Source organism: Vibrio sp. Vb0667 (assembly GCF_033391095.1).
The window spans coordinates 1-1,874 of record NZ_JAWPOL010000097.1 but is presented as its reverse complement, the minus strand read 5'-3'; the positions used below and the strand labels follow the sequence as shown (position 1 = coordinate 1,874).

Sequence of the window (1,874 nt, the reverse complement as noted above, 5' to 3'; positions counted from 1 at the left end):
TTCTCACTGCCAGAAGAGAAGGCGAGGCAAATTGGTGACTATCTTGGTTCGCCAGTGATGTGGATTAATTTTGCAGATTTGGAGCAAGATCTCCCACTCGTTTCATTGCGCGACTGTCTACATTTCCCTGAACCGCTATTTATGCTGTTGAGCAAGGCTATCCAATATGGGCACATGACCCAAAGCTTACGCTTTTGCCCGCAATGTGGTGGGCGCAACTTTCTTAATAATAATCAATTTGCCATGCAATGCGGAGAGTGTCGAACTTTGCACTACCCGCGCATTTTCCCATGCATCATCGTTGCTGTGCGTAAAGAAAATCAGATTTTACTAGCGCAGCACCCAAGGCATCGAAATGGCATGTACACCGTGATTGCGGGCTTTTTAGAGGCGGGAGAAACCTTAGAAGACTGTGTCGCGCGCGAAGTGCATGAAGAAACGGGCATTCACGTGAAAAACATTCGTTACTTTGGCAGTCAGCCTTGGGCCTTTCCATCCAGTATGATGATGGCGTTCCTCGCCGATTATGATTCTGGTGAGCTCAATCCGGATTATACGGAGTTATCCGATGCGCAATGGTTCGGTGTGAAAGAGATGCCACCAGTGGCACCAACAGGCACTATTGCAAGAGCACTAATTGAGCAGACCGTTAGTGATATTCTTTCAGACTGAGATGCTGATCGTAAAGGAAGTAAAGGTTAAAAATTAATCATTTTTGAGACATCACTGTTGCTAGACTAGCTTGAGATGACGTTCTGTATTGATGGGTTTATAAATAATGGAGTATACCGAATGAAGTTGAAATCAGCGTTATGGCTAGGATTAGTATCGTGCACAATGGTAAGCATGTCGGCAAATGCAAGTATCGAAGTAAAAGCGAAGCGCATGTTGACAGAAAATACCATGACAGAAAATGTAACCAAGGTGCAGCAGGCTTGTGGTAATGAAGTACTAGAAACCAATATCGATTGGGCTCAGTGGGATAATTATGATTTTTCTGAAGCTCGACTTGATAAAGTAAAAACCACAGGTTGGTTAGGTGGCCTTATTAACTACATCTATGATGATATGGTGAAGTTGTGCACGACAACTGAGCACGCAGCTTTGTATAAAGAAGAGTTTCAAAAAGTTCAAAAAATCCAATTCGTAGGTCAAGATTCAGTGAATGCGAAAAAAACAGGCTTCGCGTTAGATGAAGGTGGTAGCGTACTCAAAGTTGCCCTGAATCCAAATGCGGCTTACGACTCTTCAACGTTGAAGTACCTTAAGCAGGCATGGAACTAACACGATGAAGAAAACGTTATTGTCGTTATTCATGGTGTCCGTCAGCTTTGCCGTGGTCGGTGAAGAAGCTCGTTACACCATGGACGACTTAAAGGCATTGAACGGCTCTAAAAATTGGAATGAGCTATTAGCGCATGCGGAAGATATTCGTCCATCTCAACGTAATAGCGAGTGGGAAAGCCTAGTTCAAAATGCGGCGTTGGGAGCGTTTGAACACTATGTTGCATCTGGAGCAAAAGATGATGCGATTGGTCTGGGTCAGCAGTTAATCCTATCTTACCCGTTTCTTTCTCAATCTAAGAGTTTTACTCAGCAGTTCTCGAAAGAGCTGGTGCCTGCAGCACAACCATGTATTCAATATGCGATAGAGGGATGTGTGGAAAATTATGGTCAGCTTCTTAGTACCTTGGCACCAAGCGCTGAGGTGAGTTACGAAGAAGGAACCAAAGTTTTCCAGAATGTCTCGAAGTCACTGTCGGTTCCTTTTTTTGCAGCAGCAGTGCAGCAAGCTGAGAACTACTGTGCGGATGAAAACGTCGCAAATGCGTTGCTCTACACCTTGGATAGACCAAATAATACCAACTTCGCTT

At 44.2% G+C, this 1,874-nt stretch carries 3 protein-coding genes; all 3 read left to right on the top strand.

The features are described 5' to 3' along the window. On the top strand, positions 1 to 672 hold a 672-nt coding region (gene nudC / locus R8269_RS23670), incomplete at its 5' end, for an NAD(+) diphosphatase (RefSeq protein ID WP_318222709.1). A gap of 120 nt (positions 673 to 792) precedes the next feature. Further along, positions 793 to 1,284, top strand: coding sequence for a hypothetical protein (locus tag R8269_RS23665; RefSeq protein WP_005456480.1), 492 nt, complete (start codon positions 793 to 795; stop codon positions 1,282 to 1,284). Between the two features lie 4 nt (positions 1,285 to 1,288). Next, the coding region (locus R8269_RS23660; protein ID WP_318222708.1) for a hypothetical protein at positions 1,289 to 1,874 on the top strand (586 nt) is incomplete at its 3' end.